This window comes from Vibrio sp. PNB23_22_6 (assembly GCF_052877535.1).
Genome location: NZ_JBNFXP010000003.1, coordinates 141,986 through 163,861, shown reverse-complemented (window position 1 = coordinate 163,861; position 21,876 = coordinate 141,986). Strand labels below are relative to the sequence as shown.

The window sequence follows — 21,876 nt, the reverse complement described above, 5'->3', positions numbered from 1 at the left end:
TGAAAATCCGCTTAATTAAATGTCAGCAGATTAGAATGGCATTTTCATACCTGGTGGTAGTTGCATACCACCAGTTACAGAAGCCATTTTCTCTTTTTGAGTTTCTTCAACGCGGCGCGCTGCGTCGTTAAACGCGGCAGCGATCAAATCTTCTAGCATCTCTTTATCGTCTTCCATCAGACTTTCATCGATGTCAACACGACGTACACTGTGACTGCCAGTGATTGTCACTTTAACTAGACCAGCACCAGACTCGCCGGTTACTTCCATATTCGCGATTTCTTCTTGAAGCTTTTGCATGCGCTCTTGCATTTGCTGGGCTTGCTTCATTAGGTTGCCCATACCGCCTTTACCAAACATGTTTATCTCTCTGGTTTAATTAGGTGTTGCATCAGTAAATGGGGCTGTCAGTTTACGATTTCAACCCCACTGTGTTCAATTTTTAGATAGGGCGAACACTATCTCTATCAAGCTCTGCGGCAAATCGACGCTCGATGAACTGAACATACGGATCGTTTTCCAAACTGTTCAGAGCTTGCTGTAATTTTTCCTGATAGAGCCGGTCTCGCAGCTCTAGAGGAGTCTCACCACTTTCGCCAATAACGATGCTTAGATGACACTCCTCCCCCAACACAGCATTCAGCGCATTTAATAGCTCGCTTTGTGCTCTGTCAGTATTTAGATGTGCTTGACTGCCTCTTAATTGTAGCGAAACCGTTGAGCCTTCTTTGTAATAGTTCGAATTTAATGCCAATTGTTCCACCAATTTTGGCGTATTCATTAGGCTGATTAACTTCGCCCACTCATTTTTCTCTAACGATTCATCAACCAGTTTTTGCACCATCTCTGGTGTTTTTTCATGCTCAAGCGCCTGCTTAAGCTGCGTCGGTGTCAACTGCGTATTCACTTTTTTCTCAACCTGTTTGGTTGGGCGCCAGCGATACGCTTCATCTTCAACTGTAGACGATTCCGCTTGCGGTGAAGATGCGGGCGACACCTGCGCGGAATTGCCATGCAATTGCGCTAGACGGTCAATGACCGACTCTTTTTGTGCAGATGTCGCCTTAGGCTTTTTTGAGCCACCGTTATTAGAGGCTGCCTGTTGCTGACCTTGGCGCTGTGAACGTAGCTGATGACGTAAACCACCCAAGCCTGGGCGTGCAGGTGCGCTCTCCTGTGCTGGTTGAGTTGCTTTTTGCGCCTGTTGTTGTGATGCAGAAGACTCATCCATTCGTGGCGCGATATCATATTGTGGTGGTGGCATGCCATATCCACCGGTTTGATGCTCTGGCGGATATTCAGGAGCATCACCCGTATGTGCGACTGCCTGAGCTTCAGACTGCGCTGGCTCTTGCGGTGCTGGTTGTACCGGAGTATTCATTGGCGCTTGCAGTGTTTCATCTACTCTCGACTGACTCACCGCTTGTACCGGAACCGCTTGAGCTTGTACCGTCGTTGTAATGACATTAGCACCGCTGCTTATTGATGGGCGAAACGCCATCATGCGCAATACTATCATTTCCATGCCCACACGGCCGTTTGGTGACAACGACAGGTCTTCACGACCTTTTAAGGCAATTTGATAGTATAACTGTACGTCTTGTGGCGTCAGCGCTTTACTCAATAAATCAATTTTCTCTGCATCAGGTTGTGCCAGATCCAACGTCGATGGCAATGCTTGATACATAGCGACACGATGTAACTGCGATGCCAATTGTTGTAACAAGCCATCCCACTCTACACCGTTTGATGCAAGTTGTTGGATTTTATCCATTGCTTGCTGGGGTTGTTTACTACTGATTGATTCCAGTAAATGAATGGCTTGGTCGGCATCAATCGTACCAAGCATATGGCTCACGATTTCAGTTTGAATAACGCCGTTTCCTAGCGCAATGGCTTGATCCGTTAAGCTCAGTGCATCTCGCATACTGCCGTCTGCAGCATGGGAAATCATACCAAGAGCCCTTGCCTCTGCTGAAACTTGCTCTTTTTCTAAAATGTGATCAAGTTGCTGATGAATGTCATCAACGCTGATTGGCTTTAGATGGAACTGCAAGCAACGTGATAAAATCGTCACTGGCAGCTTCTGAGGATCCGTCGTTGCCAATAGGAACTTCACATACTCAGGCGGCTCTTCCAACGTTTTTAGCAACGCATTGAAAGAGTGACGCGAGAGCATGTGTACCTCATCAATAAGGTACACTTTAAAGCGTCCGCGAGCAGGCTTATATTGAACGTTGTCTAATAGCTCACGAGTGTCTTCAACTTTAGTACGAGAAGCGGCGTCGATCTCCAATAAATCAACAAAGCGGCCTTCATCGATCTCACGACAAGTATCACACTGACCGCATGGGTTAGCAGTAATACCTGTTTCACAGTTCAAGCCCTTAGCAAACAGTCGGCCAATCGACGTTTTACCAACGCCTCGAGTACCACTAAACAAGTACGCATGGTGTAAGCGATTTTGCGCCAATGCGTTTTCTAAAGCAGTAAGAACATGACTCTGTCCTACCACTTGATCAAACTTATTAGGACGCCATTTTCGCGCTAAAGCTAAATAACTCATTGAATGTATCAGTGCCCTTCAAAATCGCAAATGCTGTATACGTCAAGGCCCAGTCCTTCTAGGCGCTTATCACCACCAATTTCTGGTAGATTGATAACAAATGCAGCGTGGTTCACTTCACCGCCTAGCTGACGGATAAGTTTTGTTGTCGCTTCAATCGTGCCACCGGTCGCAAGCAGATCATCGACAACCAATACTTTGTCGCCTTCTACAATTGCGTCAACATGGATTTCTAGTGTATCTACGCCATATTCCAGTTCGTAAGACTGAGCAATAGTAGGACGAGGTAGCTTACCTGGCTTACGCACTGGAACAAAACCAACACCCAACTCAAGCGCCAGCGGTGCCCCAAATAAGAATCCGCGCGCTTCCGTACCAACTACTTTGGTAAAGCCCATATCTTTGTAACGTTCTACCATTAGATGAATCGTCGCTTGGTATGCTTGTGCATCTTCAAGAAGGCTCGTTACATCGCGAAAAAGGATGCCTGGCTTAGGGTAATCTTCGATGCTTTTAATGCTAGATTTGATCAGAGAAATTGTTTCTGTAGTCATAATACCGATTTACTTAGATTGGCTCATTACCCGCCGTTCTTATCGCAATATTACGAGGGCAATAAACAATAGGCTTTCACCACTATGTGCTTATATTCACAAAGTCACAGGTGTTGAAAATACAAACGCCCACTCGAAGAGCGGGCACACTATTCCCTACAATCTTAGTGATTTTCTTCTCTGTCAGCAACCAACTCAATCACAGGGAGTCGTATAAACCAGCCTAGTAAAACGATTAGCATCACTAAAAGTACAAACTTTAGCCAAATGTAAGGCACTACAACGATAGAAATAGCAAAACTCAACACTATAAAAATTACGCCTCGAGCTTTGACTTCTCGGGTTACGGCTCTATTTTTATCCCAGTTCGTCAATAGAGGGCCGAACGTTTTGTGTTTGTGTAACCACTGATGAAATAGCGGACTGCTACGTAAGAAGCAAGCACTAGCGAGGAGCATAAAAGGCGTAGTAGGTAAAAGAGGAAGGGCAACCCCAGCAATGCCAAGCAAAACAGAGAGTCCACCAACTATATTTAAAAGATAGCGCTTAATACGAATGGTGAACTCCAATAAACAATTACTCGATCAAAAAGTAGCGTAACCGTTCATTACGCGAATCCAGGTCAGCGTTGCTGGTAGCGTTGGGATTAAAAGAACTGCAACAAAACCTAAAAAGTAAAAAATATTGTAAGGCTCTTTAACGTCGTTGTCTGCCATGATGTATCTTCTCATTAGTTATGTTTACTTCTCTCATTGCACACCGTTAAGTAAACGTTACACAAGTGAGCACTTATTGTTTCATTAGTTAAATATACCCTAATAAACCAACGTTAAACACCGACAAAGAGTAAGGTTATATGCGCAACAAAAGATGAAACCGAACGGGCTTATAGTAAAAAGCAATACAAACGTGCTGCTATTCATTCATAAGCGAATCAAACCCGTTGATTAAGTCTAGTAATATTTAAACCAAAGCTCGAAGTGCCTAGACACCCAATCGATAACTGCCCGTTACTGTCAATTGGCAAGTCACTTGTAATAAAGTTTTTCATGCAGCCATCCCCCAAGCGATTACTTGCAGCGATGTGTTGATTGGCGACCCCATCTGACCATTGGCTATCCAAGCCAGCAGGCAAAATAGATACCGTTGCAGACGCAAGATCAGCAATTCCGAATACTGCGTTAACAACCCCTGTCCCTTCAGAGCAGAGAATGCCTTTCTCAATAACCTCTGCGATATCCTTAAGGTCAGCGCTAAAGCTACTTAAGTTACGTACATAATCATCAAAAAGAGCTCGAACCAACAATGTCGTCGCAACGCCGCCATCTTCAGATGATGCTGAATCCACAAGATAGAAAGCAAACTGCCCATTTATCAACCAACGGTAGTCAAAAACGAGAGGCATAACATCCGTCGATTGCAACAACCGATATGAACACTTCCAATCTCCCTGAGATGTATCTTTTTCTGGCAACAGCGCATGGAGTAAGTTTCGTGCAGCGTTGGGGTTTTGCTGTAAGTATTCTAAATGCCAGTGTAGCTCTTGCTCTTCTGATATTTCGCCACCATCATCGACCCTAAACCATTGACTCGCAAAATCGCGCTGCTCGGAAAAGTGGCGATCACAATCTTCAAGCGTATTATCAATTGCTTGAGATAAATATCGATAATTTGCGATCGGTTTTGATAAGAAATCCTTTATTCCAAAGCGCAATGCCTTGGCAACATCGGACATTTCATCGGTAGCAGAAACGACGATCATTGGCATAGAAGGATATTCAAGACTTACTTCTTCTACAAATTCTATGCCATCTAGAACAGGCATAGACAAATCGCACAAAACAAGATCTGGCTGGCACTGTCTCAACATTTTGAGCGCTTCTAAGCCATTCCCGGCTTCTATCACCCTATAACCTTGGCAATCCAAATAGGCACTAGTGACTCCACGAAATATAGGATCATCGTCAACCAACATAATCAGTTTGTGATTAACCACTTCCTGCGCCGAGACCTTTGCCGTTTGACTGTGAGTCTTAAACATACCTTTTACCTCACAAAGCTTAGTCAAAAAACAAATTATACATTATTATCTTTATATTAAGACCGTCCAGAACACCATGCAGCAAGATATCAGGCCCTTCCACCTTGATTAAAAGGTAGCTTGTAAACCCCATTTGCACAAATATTCTATGCCAAACCGGTCTTTATTCGTTAAGGTCTGGTGTGTGCAAATTGTGCAAAATATTGACTTAACGCAAACTTTGATCTCTAAGTTATTTATACATTAACCCTAAATTGTAATGTAGCGTGCCTGGGAAGTATAAAACTAGATGATCTAAACCTGTTTCGATTGGTTGTCGAAAATGGGAGCTACACTGCAACGTCACGAAAAACCATGATTCCGGTAGCTACTATCACCTGTCGCATTCAAGCACTTGAAGATTCTGTTAACCTGAGGCTTCTAAATCGCCACGCGCGTAAACTTTCTCTTACTGAAGCAGGCGAGCGTTTTTATCATGAGTGCTCTCCTTTATTACAGCGACTCACATCAACAGCTGAAGAGATGCGCTAAATGTGGTACGCAGCTCTTGTTCGGAAGGGCTCGCATTACGCTAATGCCAGACGTGATGATCAAAGAGTTTATTGCTAGCGGTGATCTAGTACGCGTTCTGCCAAACTGGAGCGCAAACCCTCGTGACATCTACATGCTTTACAACCACAAAGATCACCTGCCAGAAAAAGTACGCCTTTTCATCGATTATGTGATTGCTTACCACATTCACTAATAGCCGCAGAAATCTGATACAAAAACCAGAGCCTAGACTCTGGTTTTTTATATTAAAAAGACAGCATTATGCGCCTTCGTTATACAACTCTAGATTTGCAATATCCTGCTGAATTTCGCGCTCGGCCTTCGCATCATCATTACGTAAACCATCTAGGAAATCCAAATACTGCTGGTCAATGTCACCCGTCACGTATTCACCGTTGAATACTGAAGTATCAAACTGGGCGATGTCTTGATTACCTAAAGCAACAGCTTCAACCAAGTCTTCCAATCGCTGATAAATCAGCGCATCAGCACCGATCTGCTGACAAATGCTGTCATTATCACGACCATGAGCAATTAACTCCGTCGCACTTGGCATATCGATACCGTAAACATTCGGGAAACGAACTTCCGGCGCAGCTGAAACCATGAACACCTTGTTTGCGCCTGAATCGCGGGCCATCTCAATGATCTGTTCAGACGTTGTGCCCCGAACGATAGAATCATCCACAAGCAGTACATTCTTGTCTTTAAACTCAGAGCGGATGGCATTCAACTTACGCCGTACCGATTTCTTACGTTGCTGCTGACCTGGCATAATAAACGTGCGACCAACGTAACGGTTTTTCACAAAGCCCTGGCGATATGGCTTATCAATCGCTTGAGCAATTTGCAGTGCAATGTCGCAGGAGGTTTCTGGTATTGGGATAACCACATCGATATCGAGATCTGCGTAATCTTCACGAATACGGTCACCTAACTTCTTGCCCATTTCTACACGGGCACTGTACACAGAAATCTTATCGATAAATGAATCTGGACGAGCAAAGTAAACGAACTCAAAAATACATGGATTAAGTTTTGGATTATCTCCGCACTGCTTAGTGAATAGCTCACCATCAAACGTTGCGTAAATCGCCTCACCCGGTGCTACATCACGTACAAAGTCAAAACCAACAGCATCAAGTGCAACAGACTCCGATGCTACCATGTATTCCATTTTCCCATTTTCTTCGCGCTTACCAAGACAAAGCGGACGAATACCATGGGGGTCACGAAATGCAATCATACCGTGGCCGATGATCATGGCTGCAACCGCGTATGCACCACGAATCGTTCGGTGTACATTCGTCACCGCTCGGAACACGTCATCTGCCGTTACATTGCCCTTCACGGTATCAATTTCGTGAGCGAGAACGTTAAGCAGCACTTCTGAGTCTGATGTGGTGTTGATATGGCGACGATCTTTTTCAAACAGCTTTTGACGAACTTCATGAGCGTTAGTCAAATTGCCGTTATGAGCGAGTGTAATACCAAAAGGAGAGTTTACATAGAAAGGCTGCGCTTCTGAGGCACTTGAACTGCCAGCGGTTGGGTAACGTACGTGACCGATTCCAACATTACCCTGCAAGCGTTGCATGTGTTTTGCTTCAAACACATCCTTCACTAAACCGTTCGCCTTGCGCAGACGAAAACGATTGCTTTCTATGGTACAAATACCAGCGGCATCTTGGCCACGATGCTGTAACACCGTTAACGCGTCATAAATAGACTGGTTTACAGGCGTTGTGCCCACGATTCCAACAATACCACACATGTCCTAATCCTCGATTTGCGACAGTAGCTGGCACTACTAGATAGTGCCAGACAAAAAACTTGATGTTGCTTGTAAGTGCTCGAAAAATGGGGCGATGATACGGCTGAACTCTGGGACCAACTGTGACTCTTTCCACCAATCCGAGCTTGGGAATGCTGTAAACGCATCCATAAAAAACAGCACCGCAGAAACAATCAATACTCCACGTAAACCACCAAACACCACACCGAGAAGTCGGTCAGTACCTGACAGTCCTGTTTTTTGTACCAGTTGGCCAATGACGTAATTCACCACCGCACCAACAACTAAAGTCGCGACAAATAGCGCCGCAATTGCGGCTCCGTTTCGAAACATTTCATCTTCAATATTGGTGAAGTACACCGCTAATTTAGTGTAATAGTTACTGGAGATAAAAAACGCTCCGAACCAAATCACCAAAGACAAAGCTTCTTTAGCAAAACCGCGAACTAAACTGATCAGAGCTGAAAATCCGATCACACCTAAAATGACAAAATCTAACCAATTCATGTTTTCTTCATCTTAAGTTGGCGCGCATTTTAACAGAAAAAATGCTGACGCAAACGTTTTCTTATGGATTTAATGGCTTAAATTTAAGCAATTGACCTTTTGAGCCTGTTATTTTTTGTAATTCCTTGACCTGTCGTTCAAGTTTACTTTTTGACACGTCAGGACCAACAATCACTCTGGTAAAGTTATTTTCTTTCTTCACATGAGCTTGATAACCTCGCTTCTGTAAATCATCGACAAGCGCGACGGCATTGTCATGATTCTTCAGTGCCATCAACTGAATGATCCAAGCCGAGTCTTGATATTGATTTTTTTCTTCAACTGGACGAACTACCACTTCAACCGACTCAGGTTGTTTTTCGACTTCTGGTTGAGGAACAACGTCAGACTCAGAAACGCTGCCTTGGGATCCCTCTGACTGACTGATTGTCGCAGTAACAGGCGATTCTGGCAGAGAGATAACATCCTCTACTGGCTCTAAAATTTCGAAGTTTTCCACATCACTATCAAGTTCAGGTTTGATAGGGATACTGGCAAATTCTTCTTTGTAGTGCAGTTTCTTACCATCTAACACGTCAGGGAGCACAATGACCCCAACCGCGACTAAAACAATGGTGCCGACTAAACGACTTTGGAATTTACTTGCCATCAAATTACCTTTGATTACCCATTATTTGATTGCCAATGTTCCAATACTTCGCCCACCGTATGGAATGATCCAACAACCAGAATCACATCATCGTCTGCGACGCTGCTTTTCGCACTCTCAAACGCGTCTACTGGGGTTTGGAACTGGGCCTGCCCCTCAGGCAAGTATTGGCACAATTCATCTGCTGTCGCCGCACGAGGCCCAGTCAACGATGCTGGATACCATTGTGTTGCAATTACCGTTAGCGCTTCAATTGTCGCTTTGATGTCTTTATCATGCAGCATTGCGATAACGACGTGGATATTCTTACCTTTGTATCGGCTTTTTACCTTCTCAACCAAATACTCTGCTGAGTGAGGGTTATGTGCCACATCAAGAACAACTTCTGGCTCTGTTTGTAGAACCTGCATGCGACCAGCAAGCCGAGCATTATTCAAGCCATTAACAATATTAATGTCAGTGATTTGCAATTCTGACGCGCCAAGCGCCATTAACGCAGTTGCAGCATTAGGGAGAGGTAAAGATGGAACAGGAAGGTCTTCAAGCGCAAAAGCACCGCTACTCCACTTCCAGCCCTTAGCTGTTAGTTGGTAGTCGAATTGAATGCCCACTTGGAAAAATTCTGCACCGATATCGTCAGCATGAGCCGCGACAGTAGCCGGTGGGGTTGGTTGGCCACAAATAGCAGGCTTTCCGGAACGGTAAATACCTGCTTTTTCAAAGCCAATGACATTGATGTCATCACCTAACCAATCCACATGGTCAATTGCTAAACTGGTAATAACCGAGACATCGTGGTCAACCACGTTGGTTGCATCTAAACGGCCGCCAAGACCAACTTCTAACAGAACAACGTCGACTTTCTCAACTTGGAAAATACGAAGTGCGGCTAACGTGCCGAATTCGAACAAGCTTAGACTGATCTCGCCGCGCTGCTTCTCAATATAGTCAAACGCTTCACCGTGTTTTCTGTCTGATGCATCTACGCCGTTGATACGAACGCGTTCATTATAACGGATCAGGTGCGGAGAGCTGTAAACGCCCACCGAGTAGCCTGCGTCCAGTAGAATCGCTTCCATCAATGCACACGTCGAGCCTTTGCCATTGGTGCCGGCAACGGTGATCACAGTAGGAGCTGGTTTAATGAGGTTGGCTTTTTGCGCTACCGCTTGAACGCGGTCTAAGCCAAGGTCGATTGCTGATGTATGGAGTTTTGTTAAATAATCAAGCCACACCGTCAGGGAGGATGTGGCTTGAGGAATAGAGTTTTGGGTCATCTAACTTTAACCATTAATTTCTTTGGTTTTTGTGTTAGTGATACTTTACCCTTTTTCGTCCGCTTCTGGTACAGAATATGGCTCTTCATTTGGAGATTCGTTAACCGAAACCACCAAAGGAGACTTGTGGTTAGTCAGCTTGGCAATCAACCCACCCACACGTTGACGCATTTCACGGCGGTCAACAATCATATCAATTGCACCGTGTTCTAGCAGGAACTCACTACGCTGGAAACCTTCAGGGAGATCTTCACGTACGGTCTGCTCGATGACGCGACGACCAGCAAAACCAATCAGTGCTTTAGGCTCACCAATATTAATGTCCCCTAGCATCGCCAAGCTCGCCGATACTCCGCCCATTGTTGGGTCAGTCAGCACTGAAATGAATGGCAGGCCTTTTTCAGATAGACGCTCAAGTGCGGCACTGGTTTTCGCCATTTGCATTAGAGACATCAATGCCTCTTGCATACGCGCACCGCCACTTGCAGAAAAGCAAATAAGTGCACAGTTGTTTTCAATCGCAGCGTCGACCGCTTTTACAAAGCGAGCACCTACCACAGAACCCATTGATCCCCCCATAAAGGAGAATTCAAATGCACACGCTACCAGTGGCATGCCTAGCAGTTCACCCTGCATAACCACCAAGGCGTCTTTCTCACCACTGCTCTTTTGTGCAGCAGAGATACGCTCTTTGTAACGTTTAGAATCTTTAAATTTCAGTTTGTCTTGTGGCTCTAGCTCGGTGCCAAGCTCAACACGGATGCCTTCGTCTAAGAACGATTCCAAACGACGACGCGCTCTCATGCGCATATGGTGGTTACACTTAGGACAAACTTCTAAATTACGCTCAAGCTCTGCATGGTATAGAACCTGCTCACAAGAGGTACATTTCGTCCACACACCTTCTGGGATAGAAGCTTTGCGTGAACTTACAAGGTTGCTTTTTTCTAAAATCTTTTCAAGCCAACTCATGGAAGACCTTTTCTCTCAATTCTTCCGCGTCATTGCGAAAGATATAAATTCGAAATATTACAGATGGATTAAAACATATCTTACCGCGACTGTAGATAAAAAACTGGTTGTACCTATTTTTGCTATCATTAATAACGCACAATTTTCGTGTTTATCCAGCCTAAAATACCGATTTTTTGAAACAAGTTCGCAGTTTAGTTCAAATTATCTGGCAAAAATAGCGGGCCGATCGGCACTTGTGGTAATCCAAACTCTTCAGGATAATCCACATCCACCAAATACAAGCCTTCCGCTTTCGCAGTTGCCCCGGCTAATTTGCGATCTTTTGCTTCTAACAACCACTTGATCCATTCTGGTTTTTCTTCACCACGCCCCACTTTTATCAGGCTGCCAGTGATGTTCCGCACCATGTGGTGAACAAAGGCATTCGCTTTAATGTCAATCACAACGTAATCACCATGGCGCGTCACGTTAAGGTGCATTAAGTTACGAAACGGACTGCGAGACTGGCAGTGCGTTGCACGGAATGACGTAAAATCATTTTCTCCCAACAGGTACTGCCCCGCTTCATGCATTTTCTTTTCATCCAAATCACCGTGGTAATGACTCACACCTGAGCTCAAGATACCTGGACGCAATGCATGATTAAAGATGATATAGCGGTAACGACGCGCTGTTGCTGAGAATCGCGCATGGAAGTCATCAGAAACTTCTGCCGCCCAACGGACAGCAATATCACTAGGCATGTTTGCGTTCGCCCCCATGGTCCAAGCAACCATTTTACGGCTTACGTTGGTGTCGAAGTGAACCACCTGACCAGTACCATGCACGCCGGCATCAGTACGACCAGCGCACTGCACTTCCACAGGGTGATTCGCAACAATCGATAGTGACTTTTCTAGCTCTTCTTGGACACTTTTCACTTCTCTTTGGCGTTGCCAACCAAAGTAGTTTGTACCGTTATACTCGATACCTAATGCGATTCTCATTTTAACCTTCGAACTCTAAAATGGGGCGGGAAGTATATACTCAACGCCTTCCAGATACAAAAAGAGGCAGCGCTTGCTGCCTCTTTTTATTTATCGACCATGAATATCGTCGATAAGATGCTTGGCCTCTCGGCGAATATCGTCTTCACCGTAGACGATGGCCTCTTCCAATAACTTAACCGCGCCTTGAGGATCATTCATTTCCAAATAGATTTTTGCTAAATCAAGTTTACCTGCAGCTTCTGCATTACTATCAACGTCAACGTCGCCAATATCACCAATTACATCAGGGAATTCATTTAAGCCAACATCCAGCTTTAGTTCTTGCTCCTCAAACTCACCGCCGTCTTTATCCACTTGAGCCATTAATTCATCAATGGTCATGAATTGATGCTTCTTAGGATCAAAGTCTGCGAGGTCATCCTGCTCCGCCCAATTCTCCGGTGCGATTTCAGGTTGTGCCAATGCGGCTGCTGAGCCCCATACTTCACGCTGATCTTCTGGCACCTCTGCTGTCGTAGAGGTACATTCGGTGGAAAGCTTAAAACCATTCCAATCATCACCCACGCCCAACATGGTTTCAAAGTCCATGCCTGCGCTAGCAACGGTATCGCTGTCTAAGTTGCCATCAAATACTTGTGAATCAACGTTTTCCGCAAGCAAATTTGCCATTGCGGCTTCTTCGAAGTCATTTAGCTCAGTTTCAACCTCATTCTTCTCTGATTCAAAATCAGCAATGAAAGCACCTGGTTGCGCGAATACTTCAAATAGTGCGTCATGATCGTTATCTGACTGCAATACTGGCTGATGAGCTTCTGCATTATCCGTCATTGACATTAATGCATCTTCTTCATCGAACTCAGGCAGATCCAAATCATCGAAACTCATTGCATTGTCTTCTGCCATTTCCGCAGATGAGCTTAGCTCCGCCGTTTCAGATTCTGACAAGGTTGGTTCATCTGCCATAGATGCAAGCGCATCATCTTCGTTGAATTCTGGAAGATCGAAGTCGTCAAGGTTGAACGCTTCTTCCTCTACCGCCTCCGTTACCACCGCTTCTGGTGCAACCTTTTCTGATTCAGGCTGCGCAGGTTCATCCGCCATAGAAGCAAGCGCATCGTCTTCGTTGAATTCTGGAAGATCGAAGTCGTCAAAGTTGAACGCTTCTTCCTCTGCCGTCTCCGTTACCGCCGCTTCTGGTGCAACCTTTTCTGATTCAGGCAACGCAGGTTCATCCGCCATAGAAGCAAGCGCATCGTCTTCGTTGAATTCTGGTAGCTCTAGAGCATCGAAGTTAGATTCTTCATCTTCAATATCCGTCTCTGTCGAACGTGCAGCTATAGGCTCCTGTTCTAGCTTCGTTTCTGACTCAATATCATCAACTAACCAATCTTCCTCTTGCGGAATGCCAAATTCGTTCTCAACGGTATCGGGTGTTGGTGTAAATACAGGAGCTTCGTCTACTTCGCTCTCAGACTGTTGTGCTAAAGCGTTAGCATAGTTATTGAGAAGCTCTGATGCATCTTCACCTGACTCTGAATGAGTACGTTCCTCAGCCAATTCATGTTGCGTATCAAGGGCTGTTTCAGCCTCAAAAGGCACATCTTGTTCATTAGAGACTTGTGGTTCGTCATTAAGTATTGAATCTAGGTCATCAGAAGTGTCATTACCTTCAAAGGTATTAACAGGTTCCTCTCGCGCTGGCTCCAGATCGGCTTCTTGGCGCAGCGGTTCGGTTTGAAGCTCGGATTCAACTTCCCTTTCTGGCTGGTTGTCACTCAATAACGCATCAATATCGAGCCCAGATTCAAGACCAAGTACCTGTTCATCATCTAACTTTTCACTTGATTCAACGACTGACTGAGGCTGTGATTGAATGCCCTCTGTCACCTCTGGCTCTAAACGACCAAAACCGAGTGATGCTAATAAATCATCATCACTTAAGGAATCAGAATTCGTTGGCTCATCATCTTCACGAATCAAGTCATCAAATGGGTCAAGCTCTTTACTGTCTTCATCTAGCTCTTCATCCGTATTGTTATCATCAAGTAACTCATCCAGTAGATCTACGCTATCTTCGTCAAGATCTTCTATGCCGTCAAAGCCCGATAATTTTTCAAGCTCATTTAGCGGGTCAAAGTCATCTGAAGCGTCTTCATCATCAAGACCAATCAACTCATCCAGAAGCTCAGTACTATCTTCTTCGATCGACGGATCATCACTCAATCCGGCAATATTTTCTAACTCATCCAACGGGTCAAGTTCATCCGGTGTCGCTTCATCACTTTCTTTGCTTAGATCTTCGACACTATTTGTTGTTGGCTGATCGTATTGTGCCAGTAACTTGTCGATTTCATCCTCAGTGGCTTCACCGACAGAAAAGCCCAGCTCTGAAACCGCAGAGGATGACTTATCGTCTTCTACATCAAGGTTAAGATCATCACTACCAAAATCAGCAAATAAATCATCCAGCAGTGCCTGATCAATGCTGTCACTTTGTAGATCTTCTGTCGGCTCATCACCCGCTAGTAAGTCTGCAAATGGGTCATTGGCACTTTCTTCATCTGAGAGATCAAAGTCTACTTGCTCATCATCTGCGATCTCTAGCTCTGGAGAAGCCTCATCAAGTGCACGCTCCATCTCTTCTAGCCCAAGGGCCTTCTCTTCACCGTTTACTTTGATGCCATTGTTGGAAGAATCAAACTCATAGAAACCAACATCTAAGTCACCATCGTCACCAATGCTTGCAAATGGGTCTTCTTCGTCATCACCTTCTAGGTTGAAGTCGAGATCATCGTCATCAAGATTGCCAAAGACATCATCCTCTTCTGGCTTCTCTTCTTGATCGAATAGGTTTGCGCTCTCATCATCACCAAATAGGTCATCATCCAAGCTTAACTCTTCTTCTAACTCCTCCGCGGCCGCTAATCCAAGTGGCGCCGCTAATGGATCGATACTTTGGGGCTCCTGTGCCGCAGCCTGTTCCTCTTCCGATTTCGCACGGCGACCCAACAACGTGACCACAAGTAAAGCGATCAATGCGCCTGGAATTAGCGCAGCAAGTCCCACTAACCAGCCATTGGATAGAATCTTATCCATTGTACTTGGTTGCATGCGTTGCTGCTCATCAAGACGCTTGCGTTCTTCTGCCAGTAACTTTTCTACTTCCGTGCGGATACGCGCTTCGTCATTAAGCTCCGTTTTTAGCGTTTCTACTTCGTTTTGCACATCAGAAAGCATTAAGCGAAGACGATGATTCTTTTCTTCAAGCGACTCAAGCTCACCTTGAGAAATCTGAAGTTTATCTTTAAGCACACTTACCTGCTTCTCACCTTCTGGAGAAGTGGTTACGGTAGGAACCAATGGGGTTAGCTCAACCGATTTAACCGGCTTAGGTTTGGCCATTTCTGGTTTAACCGTTTCCGACGTAACTTTAGGCTTGGTGGTTTCTGCTACTGGCTTTGGCTGCTCGACGATAGATTTAGCCGGTGCTGGTTTAGGTGGTTTAGGCTGATTCGATCTCGCTTCATGGGCTTTCATAATCGCCACAGCTTGTGCTGTGGTTGCACTTTGGACTTGCTCTAATGAAGGAATACGAAGACGACTACCAGGGATCAACTCATGTATATTCTGATTGTCAAACGCTTGAGGGTTGATTCGGTAAATGGCAAGCAGCGTCTGTTGGACAGAAACATTACGAGAAGGTCGCAATTGAGAAGCAATCGACCATAGCGTTTCATTTTGACCGGTGGGGCCAAAAAAGCGCGAAGGTTGAGTATTAGCGGGTAACGCTCGTTCAATCTCCCCAGCGTAACTCGGAGAGGCTTGCACTTCGCCAGAAGGACCCACAAGACGAATTCCTTCGGCTTGAACCACTGACGATGTCTGAGTCGTGCTCATCAACACAAGGGCGGCTAACAAACACTTATAATTTTGACGCATAGAAGGCTCAGTTTGGTGCTAGTAAAGATTTGAAATGGTGATCGGTTAAATATATCGGATAACACACGCAAAACTATAGCTTTAAGGGAAAAAAATGTGTGGATCTCACCATATTCGTACTAATCTCACACTAATTTACTTCGTTCGAACAAAAAAGCCTCGCTGTGTGCGAGGCTTTGAAATCAATTGTGAGCGTAATTAGTAGTAATCGCGAATCAAAACTTCCGCGATTTGTACTGCGTTTGTCGCTGCGCCTTTACGTACGTTATCCGCAACAACCCAAAGATTTACACCGCTGTGATGGCTAATATCGTTACGAATACGGCCTACCATTACGTGGTCTTTGCCACCCGCATCACGAACTTGTGTCGGGAAGTCTTCACCGTGGAATACTTCTACACCTTCGGTTTGCTCAAGAAGGTTAATCACTTCTTGTGCATCAATCGGCGAACGAGTCTCAACGTGAACCGCTTCTGCATGGCCATAGAAGACTGGAACGCGCACACAAGTTGGGTTTACTGTGATTGATGGATCGTTAAAGATTTTTTGCGTTTCCCACACCATTTTCATTTCTTCTTTGGTGTAGCCGTTTTCCATCATCTGGTCGATTTGTGGAATACAGTTAAACGCAATCTGCTGAGAGAATTGCTTCTTATCCGCTGGGAGGCCGTTGAGTAGCTTCGCCGTTTGACCAGCTAATTCATCGATACCGGCTTTACCTGCGCCAGAGACGGATTGGTAAGTGGATACGTTGATACGTTCAATACCCACAGCATCGTGGATAGGCTTCAATGCCACCAACATTTGGATGGTGGAGCAGTTAGGGTTCGCAATGATGTTACGGTTACGGAACTCTGCAATCGCTTCTGGGTTAACTTCAGGAACAACAAGTGGGATGTCTAACTCGTAGCGGAAGTGAGAGGTGTTGTCGATCACGATAACGCCTTCGTCAGCGGCAATTGGCGCCCATTTAGCAGACAGTTCACCGCCAGCTGAGAACAGCGCGATGTGCGCTTGAGACCAATCAAACTCTTCCACGTTTTGTACGCGAATTGTTTTACCATTGAAGCGGTAAGTCTTGCCTTCGCTGCGCTCACTCGCTAGCAGGAAGATTTCGCCTACTGGGAATTTGCGCTCTTGAAGCACTTCCAAAATTGTTTCACCGACCGCACCGGTCGCACCTAAAACGGCAACATTGTATTGCTGGCTCATTGACTTACCTCAACCTGAAAACCTAGTTCTGCTAATGGAGCAAGATTGCATGTTTCGTTACCCATTAGCGTGACAGCGCTGTATTCACGGCGATCCCAGTAGTTTTTACGCATCAGATCAAAAGAACCTGGCTTACTGATTTCACGACGGAAAAGCGCGTCATCTTTACGCACATCATAGATTAACTGCGTGATGTTGTGCAGCGTTGCTTCATCCCACGCTCTGTCCAAAACCACAGTCGGAACAGGCGCGGTTGGCAGTAAATCGCTGGCATGCGCACGTAATTCGTTATTTAGAAACTCACAGTAGCTATTAAAAATCATTGTCGTACCGCGAGCCTTCCCTTCCAGACCATAGCCTGCAACGTGAGGGGTGGCGAATGCTAGCAGAGGCAGAAGCTCCATATCAACCTCTGGTTCAAACTCAAATACATCTAATGCAGCAGTGAAGCCATCATTTTTCAACAAACGTTGCTTTAATGCTCGATTATCTACCACAGGGCCGCGTGCTGCATTTATCAAAATTTGATCCGCACGTAGACCATTCAAAACGATTTCATCAATCAAGTGGTGCGTCGGATACGGGCCATCTTTGGTGATTGGTGTGTGTAGCGTGATGATGTCTGACGTTTCAATCAGTTCTTCTAATGGGGTGAAATTGCGAGGATCCCCCTCAGCTTGCTTGAGTGGATCATTGAGGAGCACTTTAATGCCCATGCCGTTCAAACATTTCTCTAGATAACTACCGACTTGACCTGCACCAATGATACCAACGGTTTTGTCGAAAACAGAGAAACCTTGCTGCTGCGCTAGCACCATCATGACGCTGAATGCGTACTCAGCAACGCCAACTTTGTTGCAACCTGGCGCAGCGGTGAAGAAAATACCTTTTTCTTGCAATAGTGCTTGGTCGACATGATCCATGCCAGCCGTCGCTGTACCCACGAACTTCAGCTTGTTTGCTTTACTGATCAGCGCCGCATTTACTTTGGTAACCGAGCGAATCATCAGTGCATCTACATCCACTAAATCATCGGCTGTCAGTGTACGACCGGGTTTTAAAATCACTTCACCGAGTTGGCTGAAAAGCTCTTCAGCGTACGGCATGTTTTCATCAACAAGAATTTTCATAGCGCTAGCGTTTAAGATCCATTTTTAAGAGTGGTATCCCCAAACGACATCAGGATTTGAGGTCACTTGAGTATAGTGATTGTGCCCTTTTCCCAAAAAATCTCAAGAAATAGCACGTTCAGCCCCAAAATTAAAAAAAAGAAAAAGCCCGGCATATCGCCGGGCAACGTTCCAGAACAAAAGGATCCTATCCCGCTCTCCTTGGGACAGAGTCTGCGTCTGTTCGACCAGATAAGCTGGTCAGGTCTGGAAACTGGTTTGTCAGGGTTTACATTACTGAGAATAAAAACCCAACCAATTCAGTTAGCTTTGGGTCGCTTACGCTTGGTACTTTTTGATTACCAATGTCGCGTTTGTACCACCAAAACCAAAGCTATTTGACATTACGGTCGTCAACTCAGCTTCGCGAGCTTCTGTTACGATGTCTAGACCTTGTGCCGCTTCATCCAAGTGAGAGATATTCACACTTGGCGCAATGAAATTGTTGTCTAGCATTAGCGTTGAGTAAATTGCTTCGTGAACACCAGCAGCACCTAGTGCGTGACCAGTCATCGCCTTTGTTGCAGAAATTGCTGGGCTGTTGTCACCAAATAGCTCTTGGATAGCACCCAGTTCTTTCACGTCACCTACCGGAGTAGAAGTGCCGTGCGTGTTGATGTAATCGATGCCATCTACGTCTTGCATTGCCATCTTCATACAACGAACTGCGCCTTCACCTGATGGTGCTACCATGTCGTAGCCATCAGACGTCGCGCCGTAACCTACAATCTCACCGTAGATTTTCGCACCACGGGCTAGTGCGTGTTCAAGCTCTTCGATAACGAGCATGCCACCACCGCCAGAGATAACAAAACCATCACGGTCAGCATCGTAAGTACGAGAAGCTTTTTCAGGCGTCTCGTTGTACTTAGTTGATAGTGCGCCCATCGCATCAAACATCATGGTTTGTGACCAATCTAGCTCTTCACCACCACCAGCAAATACGATGTCTTGTTTGCCTAGTTGGATAAGCTCCATCGCATGGCCGATACAGTGTGCTGAGGTTGCACATGCTGAGCTAATGGAGTAGTTCACACCACGAATCTTAAATGGTGTTGCCAGACACGCAGAAACGGTTGAAGACATTGTACGTGGAACCATATAAGGGCCAACGCGTTTTACGCCTTTTGCACGCATCGTATCTGTTGCAACTGTTTGGTTGAATGCAGAAGCACCACCAGAACCAGCAACGATACCTGTGCGATCGTTTGATACTTGCTCTTCAGATAGACCAGCGTCTTCAATTGCCTGCTGCATTGATAGGTATGCATAAGCAGCCGCATCACCCATAAAGCGCATCTGTTTACGATCAATGTGCTCTGCTGGGTTGATTTTCAGATCACCCCAAACCTGCGAGCGCAGACCGTGTTCTTTAAACTGCTCAGACGCAGTGATGCCAGATTTACCCGCTTTAAGAGACGCTAGAACTTCTTCGACGTTGTTACCGATACTTGAAACAATACCCATACCGGTGATTACGACTCGTTTCATTATGACATTCCTATAATTCAAAAATCCGCTAGATGATAACTAAGATAGTCAACAAAAGTGGTCAGCTTTCCCATAAATTCGTACAATCACTGTATTCTAACCGCGCCAAATCACATATTTGCACCATTATGACTTCGATTAAAAACGCAGAACTTGGTTGGAACGAAGCTGGTACTCCAGTTTCTGACCAATTTGATGATGTTTATTTCTCCAACGTAAACGGTCTCGAAGAGACACGCTACGTGTTCCTCAAACAAAATCATCTACCAGAAAGATGGCAGGAATTTGACCAAAGGCGTTTTGTTGTTGGTGAAACCGGATTTGGCACAGGGTTGAACTTCTTAGCCGTGTGGCAATGGTTTACTGAATTTCGTCGCGCCTATCCAGAGGCTGCACTAAAAGAGCTGCATTTTGTTAGCTTTGAGAAGTACCCACTGAGCAAAGCTGACTTAGAAAAAGCACATCAATCTTGGCCTGAATTGGCAGAATTTGCTGAGAAGCTACAACAACACTACCCAGCAGCCGTCCCTGAGTGTCACCGCATAGTTTTAGAAGATGGCGCGATCACGCTCGACCTTTGGTTCGGTGATATTAAAGACTGCATGCCGCAAGTCCCATATAGTGAACAAGGCTTAGTGGACGCTTGGTTCTTAGACGGTTTTGCACCAAGCAAAAACCCTGAGATGTGGAACCAAAACCTGTTCAACAACATGGCAAAATTAGCGAAGCAAGACTGTAGTGTCGCTACCTTTACGGCAGCGGGTTTTGTGCGTCGTGGTTTAAACGAAGCTGGTTTTGTGATGAAAAAAGTCAAAGGTTTTGGCACTAAGCGAGAGATGATCGCAGGCTCTATGGTGCAACGCGAAGCACATTCAAACTACAAGCCTTGGTTCAACCGTACCGCTGCAACAAAGCATGATTCAATTGCCATTATTGGTGGCGGCATTGCCAGTGCTGCACTGGCTAAAACGCTCATTCGTCGCGGTATGAATGTCACGCTTTACTGTAAAGATGCTCAACCAGCAGAAGGCGCTTCGGGTAATCGTCAAGGTGCAGTGTACCCGCTACTAAATGGTCCACACACAGGCGTGTCTCGCGTGTTCGCCCCGGGCTTTTTGTTCGCGCGTCAGTTTGTCGACCAAGCAGCGCAAGACATTCAGTTTGATCACGATTGGTGTGGTGTCACTCAACTAATGTGGGATGACAAATCCGCAGACAAGTTGGAAAAGATGCTCGCTGGTCACTTCACTCCAGAGTTGATTCACAAGCTTTCAGCCGAAGAGACGGCAGAGAAAATTGGCTTACCGATCGACATGGCATCCGTTCACTACCCTCTGGGTGGTTGGCTATGCCCTGCTGAACTAACCCGAGGTTTGATTGCTCAACTAGAAAAAACAGCGCTTTTTGAAACGAAGTTCGAACACCAAGTGGAATCGCTAGAATGGGATGAAACACGCCAACTTTGGACGTTGACGGCCAACGGTCAAACCTTCGAGCACTCGACTGTTGTTGTTGCCAACGGCAGTGAATTCCAAACGCTAACCCAAACGGCTAATCTGCCATTGGGCCAAGTCAAAGGTCAAGTCAGCCATGCACCTGCAACAAAAACGCTATCTAAGCTGAAAACGATACTGTGCTACGACGGTTACATGACGCCTGTTAACCCGAATAATCAACACTTGTGCATCGGCGCAAGCTATGACCGCAGTCACCTAGATTACGAGTTTGACGAAGACGCACAAAAGGATAACGCGGAGAAATTGGTGAAGTGCCTACCGAATCAAACTTGGACGAAAGAGGTTGATACCTCAGGTAATATGTCACGCCAAGGCATTCGTTGTGTTAGCCGCGATCACCTGCCGTTTGTGGGTAATGTAGGTGACTTTGAAACCATCAAAACGCAATACGCTGATCTACAACTTCAAAAAGAAGAGGAAGTGGAAGCCATTCACCAGTTCCCTAACCTATTCTGTTTCTTAGGTTTAGGTTCTCGCGGTTTGAGCTCAGCACCATTGATGGCAGAAGTATTAGCGTCGCAAATCTGTGGCGATCCACTGCCACTGCCTGTTGATGTGCTGACTGAACTGCACCCAAGTCGAATGTGGGTAAGAAAACTGCGTAAAGGTAAGGCAATTACAGAATTGTAATCCGTCTTGCCCT

17 protein-coding genes and 1 pseudogene are annotated in these 21,876 nt (G+C 45.6%); 2 read left to right on the top strand and 16 right to left on the bottom strand.

The window, feature by feature from the left end; genetic code table 11:
• Positions 1 to 30 precede the first annotated feature (30 nt).
• The 6 genes from ACVA54_RS03885 to ACVA54_RS03860 all read right to left on the bottom strand — a co-directional run bounded on the left by ACVA54_RS03885 (position 31) and on the right by ACVA54_RS03860 (position 5,161).
• Positions 31 to 360: a YbaB/EbfC family nucleoid-associated protein gene (locus ACVA54_RS03885; protein WP_005460082.1), complete on the bottom strand. Its 330-nt coding sequence runs from the start codon at positions 358 to 360 to the stop codon at positions 31 to 33.
• Positions 361 to 442: 82 nt separating this feature from the next.
• Positions 443 to 2,566, bottom strand: a complete 2,124-nt coding sequence (gene dnaX / locus ACVA54_RS03880) for a DNA polymerase III subunit gamma/tau (RefSeq protein WP_446619413.1) — start codon at positions 2,564 to 2,566, stop codon at positions 443 to 445.
• An 8-nt stretch (positions 2,567 to 2,574) separates the two neighbouring features.
• Complete coding sequence (gene apt / locus ACVA54_RS03875; protein ID WP_099078540.1) at positions 2,575 to 3,120, bottom strand: adenine phosphoribosyltransferase; 546 nt, start codon at positions 3,118 to 3,120, stop codon at positions 2,575 to 2,577.
• 164 nt (positions 3,121 to 3,284) lie between these two features.
• On the bottom strand, positions 3,285 to 3,689 hold the full coding sequence (locus ACVA54_RS03870) for a YbaN family protein (protein ID WP_099078539.1): 405 nt from the start codon (positions 3,687 to 3,689) through the stop codon (positions 3,285 to 3,287).
• A 15-nt stretch (positions 3,690 to 3,704) separates the two neighbouring features.
• Entirely contained in the window at positions 3,705 to 3,836 is a 132-nt protein-coding gene (locus tag ACVA54_RS03865) for a hypothetical protein (RefSeq protein ID WP_099078538.1), read from the bottom strand.
• Between the two features lie 218 nt (positions 3,837 to 4,054).
• The gene (locus ACVA54_RS03860; protein WP_099078537.1) at positions 4,055 to 5,161 is read right to left on the bottom strand and encodes a response regulator; all 1,107 of its coding nucleotides are present in this window, start codon (positions 5,159 to 5,161) and stop codon (positions 4,055 to 4,057) included.
• Positions 5,162 to 5,440: 279 nt separating this feature from the next.
• Here ACVA54_RS03860 and ACVA54_RS03855 point away from each other — a divergent pair.
• Positions 5,441 to 5,906: pseudogene (locus ACVA54_RS03855) on the top strand (LysR family transcriptional regulator).
• Positions 5,907 to 5,972: 66 nt separating this feature from the next.
• Here ACVA54_RS03855 and purF read toward each other — a convergent pair.
• The 10 genes from purF to fabB form a co-directional block, all read right to left on the bottom strand.
• On the bottom strand, positions 5,973 to 7,487 hold the full coding sequence (purF, locus tag ACVA54_RS03850) for an amidophosphoribosyltransferase (protein ID WP_119463426.1): 1,515 nt from the start codon (positions 7,485 to 7,487) through the stop codon (positions 5,973 to 5,975).
• A gap of 36 nt (positions 7,488 to 7,523) precedes the next feature.
• Entirely contained in the window at positions 7,524 to 8,015 is a 492-nt protein-coding gene (locus ACVA54_RS03845) for a CvpA family protein (RefSeq protein WP_099078535.1), read from the bottom strand.
• A 61-nt stretch (positions 8,016 to 8,076) separates the two neighbouring features.
• The gene (locus ACVA54_RS03840) at positions 8,077 to 8,664 is read right to left on the bottom strand and encodes an SPOR domain-containing protein (RefSeq protein WP_099078534.1); all 588 of its coding nucleotides are present in this window, start codon (positions 8,662 to 8,664) and stop codon (positions 8,077 to 8,079) included.
• A gap of 14 nt (positions 8,665 to 8,678) precedes the next feature.
• Positions 8,679 to 9,941, bottom strand: coding sequence for a bifunctional tetrahydrofolate synthase/dihydrofolate synthase (gene folC, locus ACVA54_RS03835; RefSeq protein WP_099078533.1), 1,263 nt, complete (start codon positions 9,939 to 9,941; stop codon positions 8,679 to 8,681).
• Positions 9,942 to 9,986: 45 nt separating this feature from the next.
• Positions 9,987 to 10,913, bottom strand: coding sequence for an acetyl-CoA carboxylase, carboxyltransferase subunit beta (gene accD, locus ACVA54_RS03830; protein ID WP_099078532.1), 927 nt, complete (start codon positions 10,911 to 10,913; stop codon positions 9,987 to 9,989).
• A 194-nt stretch (positions 10,914 to 11,107) separates the two neighbouring features.
• Positions 11,108 to 11,902 (bottom strand): tRNA pseudouridine(38-40) synthase TruA, encoded by a 795-nt coding sequence (gene truA / locus ACVA54_RS03825; protein WP_099078531.1) that lies wholly within the window; start codon positions 11,900 to 11,902, stop codon positions 11,108 to 11,110.
• A gap of 90 nt (positions 11,903 to 11,992) precedes the next feature.
• A complete protein-coding gene (locus ACVA54_RS03820) occupies positions 11,993 to 15,844 on the bottom strand; it encodes a FimV/HubP family polar landmark protein (RefSeq protein ID WP_446649415.1) in 3,852 nt (1,283 codons plus the stop codon).
• Positions 15,845 to 16,042: 198 nt separating this feature from the next.
• Entirely contained in the window at positions 16,043 to 17,056 is a 1,014-nt protein-coding gene (locus ACVA54_RS03815; protein WP_099078529.1) for an aspartate-semialdehyde dehydrogenase, read from the bottom strand.
• Positions 17,053 to 18,186: a 4-phosphoerythronate dehydrogenase gene (locus ACVA54_RS03810; protein ID WP_099078528.1), complete on the bottom strand. Its 1,134-nt coding sequence runs from the start codon at positions 18,184 to 18,186 to the stop codon at positions 17,053 to 17,055. The genes ACVA54_RS03815 and ACVA54_RS03810 overlap by 4 nt, the downstream gene beginning before the upstream one ends.
• A 318-nt stretch (positions 18,187 to 18,504) precedes the next feature.
• Positions 18,505 to 19,716 (bottom strand): beta-ketoacyl-ACP synthase I, encoded by a 1,212-nt coding sequence (fabB, locus tag ACVA54_RS03805; RefSeq protein ID WP_099078527.1) that lies wholly within the window; start codon positions 19,714 to 19,716, stop codon positions 18,505 to 18,507.
• Between the two features lie 128 nt (positions 19,717 to 19,844).
• On the opposite strand from fabB, the gene mnmC reads away from it, so the two are divergent.
• Complete coding sequence (gene mnmC, locus ACVA54_RS03800) at positions 19,845 to 21,863, top strand: bifunctional tRNA (5-methylaminomethyl-2-thiouridine)(34)-methyltransferase MnmD/FAD-dependent 5-carboxymethylaminomethyl-2-thiouridine(34) oxidoreductase MnmC (RefSeq protein ID WP_446649414.1); 2,019 nt, start codon at positions 19,845 to 19,847, stop codon at positions 21,861 to 21,863.
• The last annotated feature ends 13 nt before the right edge of the window (positions 21,864 to 21,876 follow it).